15 protein-coding genes are annotated in these 17952 nt (G+C 51.1%); 12 read left to right on the top strand and 3 right to left on the bottom strand.

From position 1 onward, the window contains the following. The first annotated feature begins 31 nt into the window (after window positions 1–31). From GGC63_RS24375 to GGC63_RS24340, 8 genes are all read left to right on the top strand, one after another. Window positions 32–2215 carry a PAS domain S-box protein gene (locus GGC63_RS24375; RefSeq protein ID WP_225948479.1) on the top strand — a complete coding sequence of 728 codons (2184 nt, stop codon included), beginning with the start codon at window positions 32–34 and terminating at the stop codon, window positions 2213–2215. 57 nt (window positions 2216–2272) lie between these two features. Continuing rightward, window positions 2273–2857, top strand: a complete 585-nt coding sequence (locus GGC63_RS24370; protein ID WP_192704551.1) for a sulfite oxidase-like oxidoreductase — start codon at window positions 2273–2275, stop codon at window positions 2855–2857. Window positions 2858–2950: 93 nt separating this feature from the next. Further along, window positions 2951–3445: a DinB family protein gene (locus tag GGC63_RS24365; RefSeq protein WP_192704550.1), complete on the top strand. Its 495-nt coding sequence runs from the start codon at window positions 2951–2953 to the stop codon at window positions 3443–3445. A 128-nt stretch (window positions 3446–3573) separates the two neighbouring features. Further along, window positions 3574–4638, top strand: a complete 1065-nt coding sequence (locus GGC63_RS24360) for an ABC transporter substrate-binding protein (RefSeq protein WP_192704549.1) — start codon at window positions 3574–3576, stop codon at window positions 4636–4638. 4 nt (window positions 4639–4642) lie between these two features. Then, window positions 4643–5419, top strand: a complete 777-nt coding sequence (locus tag GGC63_RS24355; RefSeq protein WP_079913536.1) for an ABC transporter ATP-binding protein — start codon at window positions 4643–4645, stop codon at window positions 5417–5419. A 1-nt stretch (window position 5420) separates the two neighbouring features. Then, complete coding sequence (locus tag GGC63_RS24350) at window positions 5421–6236, top strand: ABC transporter permease (RefSeq protein WP_079913535.1); 816 nt, start codon at window positions 5421–5423, stop codon at window positions 6234–6236. A 274-nt stretch (window positions 6237–6510) separates the two neighbouring features. Continuing rightward, entirely contained in the window at window positions 6511–6954 is a 444-nt protein-coding gene (locus GGC63_RS24345) for a MerR family transcriptional regulator (protein ID WP_192704548.1), read from the top strand. A gap of 22 nt (window positions 6955–6976) precedes the next feature. Then, window positions 6977–8173 carry an MFS transporter gene (locus GGC63_RS24340; RefSeq protein WP_192704547.1) on the top strand — a complete coding sequence of 399 codons (1197 nt, stop codon included), beginning with the start codon at window positions 6977–6979 and terminating at the stop codon, window positions 8171–8173. Between the two features lie 341 nt (window positions 8174–8514). Here the strand turns inward: GGC63_RS24340 and GGC63_RS24335 are convergent, their stop codons facing one another. Then, a complete protein-coding gene (locus tag GGC63_RS24335) occupies window positions 8515–9753 on the bottom strand; it encodes an MFS transporter (protein ID WP_412973894.1) in 1239 nt (412 codons plus the stop codon). Between the two features lie 176 nt (window positions 9754–9929). Here GGC63_RS24335 and GGC63_RS24330 point away from each other — a divergent pair, with 176 nt between their 5' ends. After that, on the top strand, window positions 9930–11012 hold the full coding sequence (locus GGC63_RS24330) for a Gfo/Idh/MocA family protein (protein ID WP_192704545.1): 1083 nt from the start codon (window positions 9930–9932) through the stop codon (window positions 11010–11012). A 117-nt stretch (window positions 11013–11129) separates the two neighbouring features. Beyond that, window positions 11130–13805: a YhgE/Pip domain-containing protein gene (locus GGC63_RS24325; protein ID WP_192704544.1), complete on the top strand. Its 2676-nt coding sequence runs from the start codon at window positions 11130–11132 to the stop codon at window positions 13803–13805. A 154-nt stretch (window positions 13806–13959) separates the two neighbouring features. Here GGC63_RS24325 and GGC63_RS24320 read toward each other — a convergent pair whose 3' ends face one another. Continuing rightward, entirely contained in the window at window positions 13960–14568 is a 609-nt protein-coding gene (locus GGC63_RS24320) for a transglutaminase-like domain-containing protein (protein ID WP_192704543.1), read from the bottom strand. Window positions 14569–14897: 329 nt separating this feature from the next. Here GGC63_RS24320 and speB (GGC63_RS24315) point away from each other — a divergent pair, with 329 nt between their 5' ends. Next, the gene (gene speB / locus GGC63_RS24315) at window positions 14898–15875 is read left to right on the top strand and encodes an agmatinase (RefSeq protein ID WP_192704542.1); all 978 of its coding nucleotides are present in this window, start codon (window positions 14898–14900) and stop codon (window positions 15873–15875) included. Between the two features lie 148 nt (window positions 15876–16023). On the opposite strand, the gene GGC63_RS24310 is transcribed toward speB (GGC63_RS24315), so the two are convergent. Further along, entirely contained in the window at window positions 16024–16623 is a 600-nt protein-coding gene (locus tag GGC63_RS24310) for an ANTAR domain-containing response regulator (protein WP_192704541.1), read from the bottom strand. A 338-nt stretch (window positions 16624–16961) separates the two neighbouring features. Between GGC63_RS24310 and speB (GGC63_RS24305) the strand changes: the two genes are divergently transcribed. Then, entirely contained in the window at window positions 16962–17942 is a 981-nt protein-coding gene (speB, locus tag GGC63_RS24305) for an agmatinase (RefSeq protein ID WP_318781121.1), read from the top strand. The last annotated feature ends 10 nt before the right edge of the window (window positions 17943–17952 follow it).

The raw sequence follows: 17952 nt of genomic DNA, 5'->3' as shown, positions 1-17952 counted from the left end.
AAATGCAAAGGAGGCGTCACTATTGAGTTCAATGCATCTGGAACACCCTTCTTTTTATGAACATGCATTTTTGCTTGCTCCATTAGGTATCGCCGTTCTATCCATGGATGGTGTTTGGAATCGTGTCAACCCGGCCCTCTGCTGCATGCTCGGCTATGAAGAACAGGAATTGATAGAGAGGGATCATCGAAGCTTCATTCATCCCGATGACTGCGCTAAGGAAGAACGAGAGCTGAAGGAATTGCTAAACGGACATACCGGCTCCGCTCACCTGGATATTCGTTATATCCATAAGACGGGGCAGGTCATATGGGCGGCTGAACAGGTAATTGTTCTTCGAGATCACGACGGGACGCCGGAGAGCCTTCTTGTTTATTTGACGGCTATCTCGGATAGAAAGCTCGAGGACAACATCTCCTCCATCCTGTTCGAGCACTCGCAGGATATTATCGTATGCAGTACGGCGGACGGGCTATGCCTGAGCGTGTCTCCGGCTGTCCACAGCTTGCTCGGATACGAACCGGGCCGCTTAATAGGCAGGCAACTAGTGGAATATTTCCATCCGGACGACGTGGCCCCTATAATGAACCGGCAGTACGGCGAGCATGACAAAGTATGTGCGCGTTTTCGTCATGCGGACGGGCATTATGTCTGGATTGAAACAGCTGTTAAATTGATCCTGAATGAGGATGGCGAAATAGATAAAATTCTATCCATCGGAAGGGATGTGACGGAACGAATAGAGACGGAGCAGGCTCTCATCCATAGCCAAAGAAGCCTCAAGGAAGCGCAGCGAATTGCGTCTATCGGCAGTTGGGAATGGGATGTGGACAGCAAAGAGATCATATGCTCGGAGGAGCTGCTCCGCATTCATGGCATTAAGGATGGCGGCAGCGTCGGAACGTATGAGCGCTTCCTGACGTATGTCCATCCGGACGATCAGCCCATGGTGGTGTCGAAAATAAGGAATGCCCTGGAGGGTCATAGCTTCAGCCTGGAATGCCGGATTCTATTGCCGGATGAGGATGAAAAGCATGTTCATCTCCAAGGAGTCGCATTGAAGGACGAGCAGGGTCGTTTAATGAAAATCCAGGGCACCGTTCAGGATATAACGGAGCATAAGAAAATGCAGCAGCTGCTGGAGGAAACGATCGACCGCTATACTTCGCTGAAGAAATACAATCCCGAGGCCATTATTGCCTTGGACAAAACGGGCTATATCGTCTCGGTCAATCCGGCCACAGAGCAAATCACGGGTTATTCCGCGCAAGAATTGAATGATTTTCATTTTACGGACCTATTCCATTATGAAGATGCCGGCCGGGCCCAGCAGTGGTTCCAACACTTTATGATAGGAGAATCGTTCGATTGCGGGGAGATGCGGCTTGTCAGCAAGGACGGCTCCCTAGTCTATCTGTTGATTACACCGGCCCCGATTATTATTCGCCAGGCTATGGTTGGCTGCTATGTTATGGTCAAAGACATAACGGAGCAGAAGAGAAAGGATGAGCTTCTGCGCAAATCCGAGAAGCTGTCCGTTGTCGGTCAATTGGCTGCGGGGGTCGCCCACGAGATTCGCAATCCGCTTACCGCGCTGAAGGGCTTTGTGAAGCTGATGATGCATTCCGATGCGCAGTTCCCCAGATATTTGTCCATTATGAAGGAGGAGCTGGACCGCATTGAACTGATCGTAAGCGAGCTGTTGATGCTGTCGAAGCCGCAATCGCTTCAGCTGCGGAGGACCGATCTGAAGGATTTGGTAGAAGAGGTCCAGACGCTAATCGGTACACAGGCCATTATGAAAAACATTGAAATCCAGCTGGCGGCCGGACAAGGTCCCTATGCCGTGCATTGCGATCCGAATCAAATCAAGCAGGTTATCATTAACTTCCTGAAAAATGCGATCGAAGCGATGACCCGCGACGGAATCATTCATATTGTTCTTACCATTGCGGAAGATACCGGTCTCGCCATGCTGCGGATTATCGATCAGGGCTGCGGCATACCGGAGGACAAGCTGCCCCGACTGGGCGAGCCCTTCTATACGACCAAGGAGGGCGGAACCGGGCTGGGATTGATGATAAGCCAGAAAATTATAGAGCATCATGGCGGGAAAATGTCCATTACGAGCCGGGTCAACCAAGGCACGACGGTAGAGATGAGTTTGCCCTTGTGCGACATTCCTTTGGAAGAACTGGCTTCATTGCGGCTATAATAAAGGGAGGAAGCAGAAGGCTTGCCGGCCTTATAAACCCAGAAGGAGGAAGGGAAGATGAGCGCAAATCAAGAGACGGCCACCCGGGTGCCGCCGGGACAGACGTTGACGCAAGGATTTCCGGTGCTGCATTACGGCAGCGTGCCTTATTACAATGATATGAGCCTTTGGAATTTTCGCTTGTTTGGCCTGGTGGAGGAGGAAGTGACGCTCAGCTACCAGGAGTTCATTGCATTGCCGCGGCAGGAATTCCGTAACGACATCCATTGCGTGACCACCTGGTCCAAGCTGGGCAACGTATGGGAGGGGGTAGCGGTCGCCGAGGTAATGAAGCGTGTGAAGCTGAAGCCGGAGGCGAAGTATGTCATGCTGCATGCCGAGCATGGCTGGACGACGAACCTGCCGCTGGAGGACTTTCTCAAGGAGACCTCGTTGTTTGCCCTGAAGCATAACGGAGAGCTCTTAACCCCGGATCACGGGTATCCGGTACGAATGGTCGTACCGCATCTGTATTTCTGGAAAAGCGCCAAATGGCTGCGCGGCATCGAATTTATGGCGAGCGATAAGCCTGGCTTTTGGGAGCGGAACGGGTATCATATGTATGGAAATCCATGGAAGGAACAGCGCTACGATTTCGATTAATTCTCGCAACGAGGGCCGGTTACGCCGGCTCTTTTTACGTTCGAACAACGACAAAAATGTAAAATTATGTATTTTATACAAGGAAGGTGCCGCATGTTCATTGCAATGACTTTAAGTTTGCTTGACCAGGAGCTGGAGAAGATCGAGAAGGCGCTGCATCGGATTTCGGATGCTCAGGTTTGGGAGAAGCGGAAAGAGGGGACTAATAGTATTGGCAATCTGTGTCTTCATCTAGCAGGAAATGAATTCCATAATATTGCAAGCAGTATTGGAGGGTTGCCTTACACCCGGGAGCGCTCCGCGGAATTCAGAGCTGAAGGAGGCTTCTCCTGCAAGGAGCTGTACGGCCGATTGAAGGAAGTGAGGGAGCAGTCGCGAAGCGTGCTCTCGGCTATATCCGAGCAGGATCTTGAACGGGAAGTGACGGTTCATTACCCGGAAGACGCGGGAATCGCTACCTATAACCGCCCCCTAGGAAGGCTGCTGTACCATCTTACCGTGCATTACGGGTATCATACGGGGCAAATCGTTTATATGGCACGGCTGCTTCAAGAACAAGATAACAATATTTTGAAATGGAAGCATTAATCTGTATTGAAGGTATATTTTTAAACAATGTTCAATAAAAAATGTGGTTTAGGCAGGATAATTGCTTTAACGCGTCGAACAGATATAAGGTTTGGCAATTGCGCATAAAAAAATGGAGGGTAAACAGCATGAGAAAGGCATCACTTTTGGCACTAACGTTAGTAATGGGTATCGGCGCCGCACTAGCTGGCTGTGGAAAAAAAGAAGCCGCCCCAACAACTCCCGGAGGCTCCGCTGCACCGGCTAAGACAGAGACGGTTTCAATGGATATCGGCATGCTCAAGCTGACCAGCTCGGCACCTATTTTTATTGCTATGGAGAAGGGATACTTCAAGGAAGAGGGCATCGATGCGAAGCCCAAATGGTTTGACGCGGCACAGCCGATTGCTGTAGCAACAGCGGGCGGAAGCGTGCAGGTTGGAGCGACCGGAATCTCCGCAAGCTTGTACAACATGGTTGCAGGCGGACAGAAGCTTGTGATCGTTGCCGATAAAGGCAGAGAGCAAAAAGGGTACTCTTCGACGGCGTTCATGGTTCCTACGGATTCCGACGTGAAATCCATTGAACAGCTGAAGGGCAAAAAAATCGGGATTACCCAAACAGGCTCCACCTATCATTACATGGTAGGACGTTTGCTTGAAAAGCATGGCTTGACGCTGAAGGACGTCGAACTCGTTCCTCTGAACAGCATTAAAGGCTTGATGGAATCGCTAAAGAGCAAGCAAGTGGATTCCGTTATGCTGAATGAGCCTAACTTGACTACTGTCGCCAAAGAAGGCTACGGCCGCGTCCTGGCACAAGTCGGGGATGAAATTGAATATCAAACCTCCGGCGTATTCTTCTCTCCTAAGCTTGCGGATAACAAGGACTTGTCCGTTCACTTCTTGAAGGCATATGCCAAAGCGACTCGTTACTATTATGACGCGGTATTGACCCAGAAGGACGGCAAAGTGGTTCCTGGAGCCAACTATGATGAGGTTGTTAAAATCATTGCTAAATACACGGATCAGCCGGAAGAAAATGTGAAACAGGGCTTGCCTTACATGGATCGTGACGGAAAACTTCTCGCTACCGACATCAAGACCCAAGTGGACTGGTATGCCAAAGAAAAGCTGATCGATAAAGCGATTGATCCTGCGGGTATCGTCAATACGAGCTTGCTGGATGAAGCCTTGAAGCAGCTGGGGAAATAAGGCAATGAGGATCGTAGTAGATAACGTTGAGAAGAAGTTTATCGATTCCAAGAAGCGGGAAGTAACGGCTCTCAAAAGCATTAACTTCGCTATCGAGGAGCAGGAATTTGTCGTCCTTGTGGGACCGAGCGGCTGCGGAAAATCGACGCTGCTTAACATTGTCGGGGGACTCCTGTCCCCTTCCTCAGGTGAGGTTTATTTCGAGGGCTTCGATGCGGCGAAGCCGCCGCGTCTCGGCATTGTCTTCCAGGAGATTGCTCTGTTTCCATGGCGTACCGTTTATGAGAATGTGATCTTCGGGCTGGAAGAGCAAGGGGTAAGCAAGCAGGAGCAGAAGGAAAAAGGGCAGCATTACATCGATATGGTAGGGCTGACCGGCTTTGAATCGGCGTTCCCTAAGCAGCTGTCCGGCGGTATGCGTCAGCGGGCAGGGATCGCGAGAGCACTGGCAGTAGAGCCGGATCTGCTGTTGATGGACGAGCCGTTCTCTGCGCTGGACGCCCAAACCCGGACACTGATGCAGGAAGAGCTGCTCTCGATCTGGGACCGTACCCGATTGAGCACGCTTTATGTGACGCATAACATTCAAGAGGCTGTCTATTTGGCGGACCGGGTGATCGTATTGTCCCGCCATCCAGGGCAAATTAAAGCGCAAATCCGCATTGATCTGCCCAAAATGGGCCGTGACAAGGAGGAGCACCGCGCGGCCTTTGAGAACTATTCGAATGAAATCTGGGAGCTGATTCGGCATGACGCCCAAGAAGCTTTGAAGGAGGGATAGCATGAGTGCATCATCAAATGAAAAATCAACCGGGCAGCGCCATGTCATCCGCAACCGGGTATCCTTCCTCGAGCTGAAGGTACCGGCGTATGCCTCTGTACTCGGGATTCTGGTCATTCTGCTGCTCTGGGAGCTGGTCTGCCGGATGGGCATTATGCCTCCGTTGTTTTTGCCGGCCCCAACGGCCATTCTTTCGGCAGGCTGGGACATGCTGACGAGCGGAGAGCTGCATGAGAACCTGTGGGCCAGCTTGTACCGTATCCTTGTCGGTTACGCCATTGGCGCCGTATGCGGGATTGTGGTCGGCCTGTTATTAGGATTCTCCAAATGGGCCGATGCTATTGTCAGCCCGATCGTTTATTCGATTTATCCGATTCCTAAGATCGCTTTGCTGCCGCTGATCATTTTGTGGCTTGGGATCGGGGAAACGCCTAAATTTACGATGATTGCGCTCGGCGTATTTTTTCCTGTCGTTATCAATACGTTTTCCGGAGTTAAGAACGTCGATCCGATCTGGATCAAAGCGGCTGTTACCTTTGGCTCCAGCCATTTTAACGTGATCCGGAAGGTCATTCTTCCGGGAGCTTTGCCAATGATTTTCGCAGGGCTCAAGCTGGCTGCAGGGACCTCGCTCCTGCTGCTCGTTTCGGCGGAAATGATCGCGGCCCAGCAAGGCGTAGGATCGATGATTCTCCATTACGGGAACCTGATGATTACGACGAAGCTTATGGTCGGCGTTGTCGTCCTGTCGCTGTTAGGCTTACTGTTTAACCGCGGCTTGCAATGGCTTGAAAACAAGCTGCTGCCTTGGAAATAAGCTTGGCTATAATAAGAGACTGTTAGTGAACAGGCTGGAGCTCCGGCCGATTCATTAGCGGTCTTTTTTATATTGAAGCATTGAAAAAAAGCATCGGGGCACCCCCACGCAAAGTACTAAACGATGCTTTGTGGCCCCCGCATTACAGGGATATTTGTATAGGTGGTTCAGGTTCGAAGCATATTACAATCGATGTTTTGTTAAAAGTTACAGTTGACGTTAACGTTAACTTTGGAGCATAATAGAATACGACCAAAAGAGAAGGATGATTCGGATGACGGCAAAATTCAAGATCGATGACGTAGCGAAGGAATGCGGCTTGACCAAACGGACGCTCAGGTATTATGAGGAGATCGGATTACTTCCTCCCCCTGAACGAAGTGAAGGCGGAATTCGTTTGTACACGCAGGAGCATATTGACCGGTTGAAAAGGCTGATTAATGCCCGTGACGTCCTGGGGTTTTCCTTGCAGGAGCTGCAGCGTTATGTAGCCTTAACAGAAGAGCTGGAATCCCACAGACAAGGATACAGGCAAATTTCCGATGACAAGGAGAAGCTGCCCAAGTTAATAGAGCTTGAGCCCGTAGTGAATCATCAGCTGGACATTCTCGAAGAGAAGCTGAAGAAAATGACGGAAATGCGCGATGACATTCAGCATTTTCTACAACGAGTTCAGGCTGCCATAGCCAGAATGAGCGGAGAAAATGAGCAAAAATAATAAATAGGAGTTGGTCGTTACTATGGAACCTGCATCAACAGAGAAAACAGGGTTATTGAGTCAACCCAAAGCAGTATGGGCCGTAGGCTTTGCCTGTATCATCGCATTTATGGGGATCGGCCTTGTCGATCCTATTTTGCCCGCCATCGCTGAAAAAATGAATGCAACCCCAAGTCAGGTTACATTGCTTTTCACAAGCTATAACATGGTCATGGCCATTGCCATGCTGATTACAGGCGTCGTGTCGTCCAGATTGGGTACCAAATGGACTTTGCTGCTGGGGATTATCATCATCGCTATATTCGCCGCATTGGGCGGCGCTTCTAACGGCATTTGGACTCTGGTCGGGCTTCGCGGCGGCTGGGGACTCGGGAATGCGCTTTTTGTCGCTACGGCATTATCCGCCATCGTCTCCTTATCCACTGCAGGAACGGCCCAAGCCATCATTCTTTATGAAGCGGCCATTGGTCTAGGGATTTCCGTTGGTCCCTTGCTGGGCGGGGAGCTTGGCTCCATCTCCTGGCGCGGCCCGTTCTTCGGCGTTAGCGTGCTGATGGTGGTCGCTTTTGTTTTCCTTCTCATCATGATGCCAAAAACGAAGAAGCTAACGAAGGCTAAAAGCTCCTTGATGGACCCGTTCCGGGCATTGAAATACCGTGCGCTGCTGACGCTCGGACTGACTGCATTTTTGTATAACTTCGGATTTTTCACCTTGCTGGCTTATTCGCCTTTTGTTATGCATCTGAAAGAACGCGGCCTGGGGTACGTCTTCCTCGGCTGGGGACTTCTCCTTGCCGCCACATCCGTATTCATGGCGCCTAAGCTTGAAAGACGATACGGCACCATCTCGTCCATGTGCATGATGCTGACCTTGTTCGCTTTAACCTTGTTTGCGATGGGGATTTGGACGTCGAGCAAAGCGGTTGTCATTATCGCGGTTATCATCGCGGGCGCCTTCTTGGGGAACAACAATACGCTGATCACAACGGCGGTGATGCAGGCCGCTCCGGTCGAGCGTCCGACCGCTTCGGCGGCATACAGCTTCCTGCGTTTCCTTGGAGGAGCGATCGCTCCGTGGTTTGCAGGCAAGCTGGCCGAGTGGTATAACCCTCATGTGCCGTTCATCGTAGGCGGCTGCTTCGTGCTTATCTCTGTTCTGCTCGTTTTGAGCAGCCGGAAGCATTTGTTGCATATTGATCGGGCAGAATCGTCACACTAACATAAAAAGCCGGCCTTGTTGAGGCCGACTTTATTAATGAGAAGCCTGGTTCACTTGAAATGTTGCTACTATATTCCAGTGGGATATGCCCCTCCAGCCGCTGTTGAAACCCGTGAATCTTTGATTAAAATTAATGGTATGTTCACGGGTTTCAAAGGCGGACGTAAACTCCTCCGAGGCATACCCCACTTCCTTATATAGCAAATTTCACGAAGCTAAAGGCTTCTCATTCGCCGACCTCAAAAGAAGGTCGGCTTTTTATGTTTTACAGGATAGGAGGATAGCCTATCCGGCGAAGCATTAGCCGGAAACGGCATCCAAGGACATGGCTGCTCTCAAAGCTACTTGGAAGTTTCCTTCAAAGAGGCAGGGCTGGTATGGAACGAAAATCTCGGGATTTTCAATAAGACCGCAATCAGAAGAAGCATACATCCGTTGATAGCGAACACGATAGGGATCGAGGTTTGAGATGCCAGGAAGCCGCCGATCAAAGGGCCGAGCAGCAGTCCCATCTGGTTCGCCGACTGGTTCAAGCTGAACGCGCGGCTGCGGAAGCCCGGGTCTGTCATCTGTGCGATGAAGGCGTTCAATGCAGGATAGACGGCTGCGAAGAACAGACCGTACACAAAGCGCAGCGATCCGAAGCCGATCAGATTGTGGAAGGCAATTTGCAGCAGGTTGCCTATGCCGCCGCCGAGCAGGCCGATGAACAGCACCTTCTCATACCCGAGCTTGGTTCCGAGCTTCCCCCAACGCGGTGCGGCGATCAATGTCGCGATGCCGACGGCGGAGAAAATAATGCCTGCATTCAGCGATGCAGAGGATTGGCTGGAACCGAGCTTCAATACATAGATCGTTAATAACGGCTCAAGAATCATGATGGATGTAGACGTAATGAACACTATGAGCAGGGCCGACATTAACGGTTTGTTCGAAGCGGCCACTTTCAGATCGTTTGCAATGGAGGAACGCTTGGCATCGGTCTTGTTAAAGGAAGGCTCCTTCACCCACAGGATGGCGATGACGAACGCGATAAGCACCATCACGCCTGCGACGAAGAACGTATCGCGCGGTCCGATCAGATGACTGACGACGCCTCCGAGCAGAGGCCCCAGTATGGAAGCCGTCGCGCTTGAGGTGGAAATGATGCCGAGCGCGTAACCGATATGTTTTTCCGGCGTATTGGTCGCCACCAAAGCGATGGCGGAAGGAATGTAGCCGGCAAGCAGGCCTTCCATAATCCGGACAAGGATCAATTCATAAGGATTTTGCACGATAAAATACAAGAAATAAGCGATAGCCAGGCAGATGCCCGCTCTCAGCATCATTGGCTTTCGGCCGTACTTGTCAGCGAGCGACCCCCAGAAGGGCGCAATCAGTGAGCTGGCTAAAAAGGTGGAGGCAAAAATGACGCCGGTCCATGCTTCGAGATGGTTTTGGACTCCCAGGTCCTCTTGCAAAAAAATCGACATGAAGGGGATGGATACCGAGTAAGCCATACTCACCAGAAAGGTGCCGATCCACAATACGAAAAGATTGCGTTTCCAGGAAAAATTCACTAAGAAGCACTCCCTCTTCATCTTTTTTTGTTCATCATACCATTAATAAACGGCGGTTCCCGATAAAATCTTTTTTTTGAACGATAGAATGTTGTAATGGGAGGCTCGTTCTGCTGAATTTACGAAAATCAGTTTCATTAAATGGAAATATGAGTTATTTTAGATGGAGATGATTGGCATAACAGGAGGGATTGATCATGGAGAAACCGGTGTCGTTCAGTATTATAGGCGGCGGAGGCTTCCGAGCGCAGTTTTATCTTCGAATCGCCCAAGCGCTTCCGGAGCGGTTCCGCGTTAGCGGTCTGGTCGTCAGGGACCCGGACAAGGGACGCAGGCTTGAGCAAGAATGGAACGTTCCTGCTTATCCGACGCTGGAGCAGCTGCTCAATAAGGAAAAGCCGGATTTTGTCGTGGTATCCGTCAGCCGGTCTGCATGCAAGGAGTATTTGCTTCAATTGGCGGAGCTTGGCATTCCTGCGCTGTCAGAGACGCCGCCGGCTCCGGATCTCGAAGGCTTGCGCGAGCTTCATGACAAGCTCACCTTAAAGGGAGCTCGGGTTCAGGTGGCGGAGCAGTATCATTACCAGCCGGCGCATGCGGCGCGATTGGCTTTTATTCGCTCGGGGAGGCTAGGGCGGGTAACGGAAGCGACCGTATCCATCTCGCATTTGTATCATGGGGTCAGCCTGATCAGGAAAATGCTGGGCGCGGGCTTTGATGATGTAACGATTCAGGCCAAAAGGTTCGAATCCGATTGGGTGGCGGGACCGACCCGCAGCGGCCCTCCGACGGAGGAGCGATTGATTCCGCTGCAGCGCGACCTTGCTTGGCTTGATTTCGGCGGGAAGCTCGGGATCTATGATTTTACGAAGGATCAGCATCGCTCCTGGACCCGCTCGAATCATCTGTCCGTAAGGGGGCAGCGCGGGGAGATCTTCGATCACCGGATTCGCGTGCTGGCCGACTATGAGACGCCTCTGTATATGGATTTCAAACGGATTAACCGGGGAGAAGAAGAGAATCTGGAAGGCTATTTCATGAAAGGGATTATGGCGGGAGAGCAGTGGGTTTATGACAATCCGGTTGCACCCGCAAGGCTGTACGATGACGAAATTGCTATTGCCACGTGCTTGATGCATATGGCCGATTACGCGGCGGGCGGGCCGGATTTCTACAGCTTAAGGGATGCGTCCCAGGATCACTATTTGGGCTTAATGATCGAGCAAGCGATAGCAACAGGGCAGAGCGTAGTGGCCGAACGTCAGCCGTGGGCTCTGTAAACAGATTTGATAAAAGCCTTGCCTTCGATAAGCTTCGCTGCCCTTAGAACGGAGTATGGAATATGGCAGGTAAGGAGAAATTAAACAACAAATGACGCTCTTTTAGGTGGATGGCGAATGAAACGAATATTTCAAATATACAAGACGGATTTATGGAATGTTGCCAAAGTACCTACGGGTCTGCTGCTGATGATAGCTCTTGCGATTTTGCCCTCCGTCTATGCCTGGGTTAACCTGAAAGCGATGTGGGACCCTTACGCGAACACATCCGGCATCAAAATTGCGGTTACCAGCAAGGACGAGGGGGCGACCGTGCAGGATAAGCAGTTCAATATCGGCAACGAGGTCATCGAAAGCTTGAAGGACAATCATAAGCTGGGATGGATCTTCGTGGATGAGGAGGAGGCGATCCGCGGCGTGGAGAGGGGGACGTACTACGCCAGTCTGCTTATTCCGGCCGACTTCTCCAGGAAAATTGCGAAGGTGCTGGAAGGACAAGTGCAGAAGCCCGAGATCCAATATACGGTTAACGAAAAGATTAATGCGGTCGCCCCGAAAATTACGGAAAAAGGAGCGACCAGTGTCACCTCGCAAATCAGCGAAAATTTCATTAAAACGGTCAGCGAGACCGTTCTGACAAGAATGCAGGAGCTTGGCCTTCGATTCGAGCAGCAGCTGCCGACCATCCGTAAGATTGAGGAGCGCATCTTCGAGCTGGAGACGCGTCTTCCTGAGATTGAGGATATGGGCAACAGGGTGCTGGATATTGAACAGAAGCTGCCCGATTTTCGTGAGAAGGGGGACAAGATCGTCGAGCTGGAGCAGAAAATTCCGGAGATCGATAAAGCCGGAGCTGCGCTGCTTAGGGTCGAGGAGCAATGGCCCAAGGTCAATGAGGTGGCCAATGATGTGCTGCTCATTCAAGAGAAGCTGCCGGAGATCCAGAGGGCGGCCGACCGACTCGTCGAGCTGGACCAGAACTTTTACAAGGTCGAGGATGCGATGAATACGGCTATTAATGACGCCCGCAAGGCGGATGAGATTGTCGGCGCGGCACTCGAATCGCTGCCTAAGCTGGAAGCTATAGCGACGAATGGCGGAGCCTTTGCCGATCTGGTGAATGATTTCCTGCAAAAAAATGACGCCGCTTTTCAAGCGCTTGTACCTGTTATTAAGCAGGACTTGATCCTGCTCCAGCAAACGGCGGATGCTGTGACGCAAATTACCGGCCAGCTGCAGGATGCCAATATCGACCCTAAACCGCTGCTCGGCGTATTGAACTTCCTGGCCGATCGGCTGAGTACGGCGGTCAAGGTACTGGATCATCAAATAGATCTGTTCACAAGGCTGAACAGCTACTTGCCGGGAGGCCCTCTCAACAATGTCATCGCTAAGCTTACGACCGTAAGGACGAATTTCAGCCAGCAGGTAGAGCTGATTAATGCTATCGTTACTTCGATTCAAAAAGGCGAGCGGCCGGCTAAAGAAATCGTCGATAATTTGAACAAGCTATCCAAGGATGCGAGCGCCGCGCTGGGAGACATTCTATCCCGGTACGATTCGGAGATTGTGCCGAATATAACGAAAGCGTTGAAGCAGCTCCAATCTCTTGCCGTCAATGCATCGGATGTGCTGCAGACATTGAAGTCTAAGCTGCCGGATATTCAGGCGATTTTGCAGGATGCCCAAGCGGGAATCCGCTTCGCCCAGACCGAGCTGGATGCACTGCAAAAGGATCTGCCGCAGATTCGCGCACGAATCCATGAAGCCGCGGGCACGATTCAGAGTAAAATGAATGATTTTACAGCCGCGCTTAATGAAGCGGTGCCGTTCATCCATAACGATTTGCCGAAGATTGAGCAAAAGGTTCATCAAGCGGCTGATTTTGTGAGAAATGACCTGCCTGCCCTGGAGGATGAGCTGCGCAAGCTCTCGAATTTATACCAGACGAGGTTCTCCGAGCTGGAGAGCGCAGTTCATCAAGTCGCAGGGCTCGTCAGAAACAATCTTCCGGAATTCGAAGACGCCGTCCGCAAAACGGCGGATCAAATTCGAAGGCTGGAGAGCGGCAGCAGCATCAGCGAGCTGCTCCGGTTTTTGCAGAACGATATTCAGAAGGAAAGTGATTTCCTTGCCAATCCGATTCTGATTAAGGAAGACAAGAAATATCCGATTCCGAATTACGGCTCGGCGATGTCTCCTTTTTACACGACGCTTTCCCTCTGGGTAGGCGCTATGCTGTTAGTCTCGTTAATGAGAGTGGATGTGGAAGGATCCGAAGGGGTGTACAAGAGCTATGAGGTTTATTTCGGCCGCTTGTGCATATTCCTTACGATTGGTCTGGCTCAAGCCTTGATCGTATCGCTCGGCGATTTCTTCCTGCTTGGGACTTACGTAGTGCATAAGCTATGGTTCGTCCTGTTTGCCTTCCTGATCAGCAATGTCTTTATCACCATTACCTATACGCTGGTGTCCGTATTCGGCAATATCGGCAAAGGGCTGGCGATCATCTTCCTTGTTCTGCAATTTTCAAGCTCGGGAGGGACGTTCCCTGTGAGCACGGCGGCGCCGTTTTTCCAAAGCTTGAATCCGTTCATGCCGTTTACTTATGCGGTCGGGCTTATGCGGGAGGCGGTCGGAGGCATTCTCTGGGAGGTTGCGCTTAAGGACATCTTCTTCCTGATCGTGTTCATTATCTTGTGCTACGTGGTCGCCTTGGCGTTGAAAAAGCCCTTAAGCGGCTACACCAAACGGGTTGCGGAGAAAGCGAGACAGACGAAGCTCATTCCTTAACAGCTGCAAGGAGGGCCCCCAAGGCGGAATGGTACCGAGGGGGCTCTTGGCCGTGTACTCGCCAGCAAGGAAGCTTAACCTTACTAAAGATTAACGAGGTAAAAAGAAAGCTACCAGGGAACTACCCGTCCGCAGAATGCCTCGCTCTGCTCTATCACAGGTCAGTGGGGAGACGGTGAAGATACATCGTCAATACGTCGGTATGGCTGGCGAGGGTCTCCATCGTTTTGGCATTGGGTTGAGCGTAAATGACAGGATAGTCGATTTCCTCATAATGCGTGCGGATTGGGAAAGCGAGCTTTTCCTCGGTTGTAGAGAACTCCGCCTGTACGCCTTCCTTGTTACCGCGGGCGTCAAGGCGTATCCAACGCTGCAGCGAATCGAGGTAGACTGCGTTCAGGGCGTGAATGCAATAGCCGGTGTCCGGGGTATCGCCTAGCGTCAGCTTCTGGTAGCAGAACCCTGTCGGGATGCCTTGGCTGCGGAGGATCGCGGCCAGCAGATTGGACTTGGCATAGCAGATGCCCTGGCGATGCTCGAGCACTTCCGAGGCCCTTCTGGTGACGATGGAGCCTTGAATATCCCAGGAATGATCGATCTCATCCCGCACAAACTCGAATGCGGCTTTGACCCATGCCTGCTCGTCGGCCGCGTCCTTGCGGATCCGCTGAGCGGCGGCCTGTATAGCCGGGTGGTTGAAATTGACGACTTCCGATTCAGATAAATAATCTGTTAAGTGATCAGATTCGCATACAAGATTCATAGAGCTGCAACGCCTCCTGATTGGTTTTGTACTCAATTCAATGTCATCTATGTGTTACTTAGTATAAAACACTATGGGTTTTGATCGGGATTTTGTCAATGGCTTTGAGGAAAAAATAAATTTTTAAAAAAACAAGTTGACTACATGGGATATGAATGTTAACTTAAATAACATAAACCGCACAATTACATAGTTCAAGCTTAACGGCATCGTCAGGCTTGATTCGGCAACAGAGCCGCTTTCTTTTCGATAAAGAGGGCGGCTTTTTGCGTGTGGTGGCGCAGTAAGGTGTTAGGAAGGAAACTATTTTGATGCGGAGGTGCTGTTGGATGTATCGTCCATTATTTGAAAAAGGGAAGCCGGGATTTGCGGGAATTCGCACGTTTATGCATTTGCCGCATGTGCGGACGCTGGACCATGTGGATTATGCGGTCATAGGGAATACGTTCGATACCGGTGCCGGCTTTGCTGTAGGGACTCGGTTCGGCCCCTCGGCCATTCGGGAAATGTCTCAACGGATTCGGCCGACGAATCCTGCACAGGGGATCGATTCCAGCGAGTATTTATCGGGGATTGATTATGGGGACTTGACGGTGTACCCCGGTTATATCGAGCAGAGCTACGAGGCGATCAAGGAACAGCTGCAGCCTATTTTTGACAAGGGAATCATACCGGTTATTTTGGGCGGCGACCATTCGATCTCCTACCCGCATGTTCAGGCTGCCGCCAAGACATACGGTCCGATCAGTCTGGTCCATTTTGACTCCCATTCGGATGCTTGGAAGCCTGTGGATGACAATCGCCCGTTTTCTCACGGCAGCATGTTCTGGCATGGGGCTCAGGAAGGCTGGATCGATACGTCGAGCTCTATCCAAATGGGAATGAGGGGGTGCTCGAGCCTTACGCATTACGAGGAAACCAGAGAGCTTGGCTATGATTTGCTGACGACGGATCAGGTGAAACAGCTCGGCCCTGAAGCTTTATGCAGCCGAATTAAGCAGAGGGTGGGTCAAAGGCCGGTTTTCCTGACGTTCGATATCGACTTCCTGGATCCGGTATTTGCTCCGGGGACGGGGACTCCCGAGGTCGGAGGCTTTAGCACCTACGAGGCCATGCAGATGCTCCGCGGGCTGAAGGGGCTGAATATCATTGGCTTCGACCTTGTTGAAGTGCTGCCGGACCGCGATCCGGCCAGAGTGACGGCGCTGAATGCCGCTCATATCGTATATGAGGTCATTACGCTGCTGGCCTTGAATAAACGGGATGCAATGGGAGAGAAGGTGCCGGAGGCAGTGGCGGGCTCGTAATTCTTTGCTTTTGCTGATCATGAACAAAACATTCGCGCTTATCCTGTTTGGGTAAGCGCGATTTTTTTAACGTTATACAATGTATGAATTTCGGGCTTCACGCAAAATGTGGCTTCGAAGGCAAAGTCTCATCTTTGTGAGGCTACTTTTATGGAGTGATATCGTATTGTTTGTGCTTGGGTGCGGATTTGTTTTTGGTGATGAGACTGTTCGTTCTCAGTACGGCTTGAGCGACTTCGACTAATTTCTTTCTTTCATTCATGGCTTGGGTGCGCATCATTTCGTAAGCTTTGGTTTCGCTGACGTCCTTGAGCTTGCTGAGCATAATCTTGGCATCGTCCACCAGCTTTTTTTCTTCGAATTTGGTGGCGAGAAAGCTGTACTCTCTCTCCAGATGCAATCTCCGCTGAAAGCCTTTGATGCCGAGCAGGAGGGACCACTGCAGCTCGTTGTCGTTCATTCCGCAGCAGAGAATGCCATCTACCTTGTCGTGGGGAGCCGCGGTAGCAGGCTTGCGCTCTTCGCACCACCAGAACAATGGGAGGGTGAAGCGGGCATTCGCCTCATGAAGCCAATGCTTGAGCCTGCAGGCAGGGACGTCCAGAACGATGATGTCCACTTTGCGCTGAACAGAGTCGAGATTGCCGGCTTCGATCGAAGTGACCCAGTAGTCTAGCTCCTTCAATCTTGCATCCACTCGGCACTTGGTTGTTGGGATATCATGAACATGCAAAATCCGGGTCTTCATGCATAATCACCTCGATATAAGAGTATGGAGTTGAAAAAGACATGGGGTTGGAAGTGAGGTATAGGTTAATTATCAAAGAAAACAATTTAAAATGTCAATAATAATGTTATATTAATGTTATATAATATAACAATTAATATGAGAAAACGAAGTTTTGGTGATTTTGTGTTAATATAGTTGACATATATGTGGTGCTCATCTATAATAAAGCCATAACAACTGCATAGTACACAATCATCCAGGCGATGATTTGTATAGGCAAAGAGGCCGTTGAGTTCTATCAACCGGCCTCTTTGTGCTGTTTTCAAACCAAAAGGAAAAAAAGGGAGAGTGGAGCTATGATGTACCGTCCGCAAATTGAAATGGGTAAGCCTTTATTTTCAGGAATTCACACGTTTATGCATCTGCCGCATGTCCAAACACTGGATCAGGTTGATTTCGCCGTTATCGGAGTTCCGTTTGATACCGGGGTGAGCTATGCAGTCGGGGCCAGATTCGGCCCTTCGGCCATTCGCACGATGTCACAGCGCATTCGACCGATATCCCCGGTGCACGACATCGATATTTCGGAGTATTTGTCCGGCATCGATTATGGCGACCTTACCGTGCATCCGGGTTATATCGAGCAGTCGTACCGGGCGATTGAAGAGCAGCTGACACCGGTCTTCGAAGCGGGGATTGTGCCGATTATGCTGGGCGGCGACCATTCGATCTCTCTTCCCCACCTTAGGGCAGCAGCGAAGAAGCATGGTCCGGTATGCCTCGTCCATTTTGACTCCCATTCCGATACCGGGCGTTCCAAGCATCCGGAGCGGATGTGGTCTCATGGAGCGGTGTTCAGCTATGCTGTCGATGAAGGGCTCATCGATGCGGAGCATTCCATCCAGATGGGGATGAGAGGGAGTGCTTTTAAGCCGAACAACCTGGCAGACGCCAGGGAAATGGGCTTCGAGGTTCTTACCACGGATGACGTCCGGGAGCTGACCATTCCGGAGCTGTGCGCCAAAATTAAAGCGAGGGTTGGAGACCGGCCGGTATTCCTGACCTTCGATATCGACTTCCTTGATCCGGTCTATGCACCGGGAACAGGTACCCCGGAGGTGGGGGGCTTTACAACGTACGAGGCGCAAAAAATGCTTCGCGGACTGGCCGGACTCAACTTCATCGGCTTTGATCTCGTGGAGGTGCTGCCGGATCGGGATAACAATCAGATTACGGCACTGAACGCAGCGAATATTGCCTTCGAGTTTGTCTGCCTGTTGGCCGTCAAACGTCGAATGGATAGCGTGACTGCCGAAGATACACTCACTGTAGGCTAGAAGAGACAAA

The sequence above is a fragment of the Paenibacillus sp. OAS669 genome (assembly GCF_014873645.1).
GTDB classification, from domain to species: Bacteria; Bacillota; Bacilli; order Paenibacillales; family NBRC-103111; genus Paenibacillus_S; species Paenibacillus_S vulneris.
Note: the sequence above shows the minus strand (reverse complement) of the source record. Positions and strands in the feature narration are given on the sequence as shown.